General features: G+C 58.7%; 1 pseudogene. It reads right to left on the bottom strand.

The features are described 5' to 3' along the window. Nucleotides 1-67: 67 nt before the first annotated feature. A pseudogene (locus KJQ96_RS39285) lies at nt 68-259 on the bottom strand (hypothetical protein); the annotation flags it as partial.

Raw genomic sequence — 259 nt, 5'->3', positions numbered from 1 at the left:
ACCTCCAACAAAATAGGCCGGCATTTCTGCCGGCCTACTTTACTGGAACAGATGTAATAGGACGAGGTCAGTATCTCGCTGCGACCGGTGCGCCGTAACCACCGAAGCGGTAGTTGATGCGGACGGTAACGATATCGACGTCCTGGCTGATCCGGTCGGTGCCGAAGAAGGCGCCGGTCGTGTCGACGAAGGTGTGGTCGCGGTCCTCCATGAACAGGTGATTGTATTCGACGCCGACCGACCAGTTCGGGGCGAAGCC

Origin of the sequence: Bradyrhizobium sp. sGM-13, from assembly GCF_018398875.1 — a bacterium.
GTDB lineage: Bacteria > Pseudomonadota > Alphaproteobacteria > Rhizobiales > Xanthobacteraceae > Bradyrhizobium.
The sequence above is the reverse complement of the archived record's forward strand: the minus strand, read 5'-3'. Positions and strand labels throughout refer to the sequence as shown.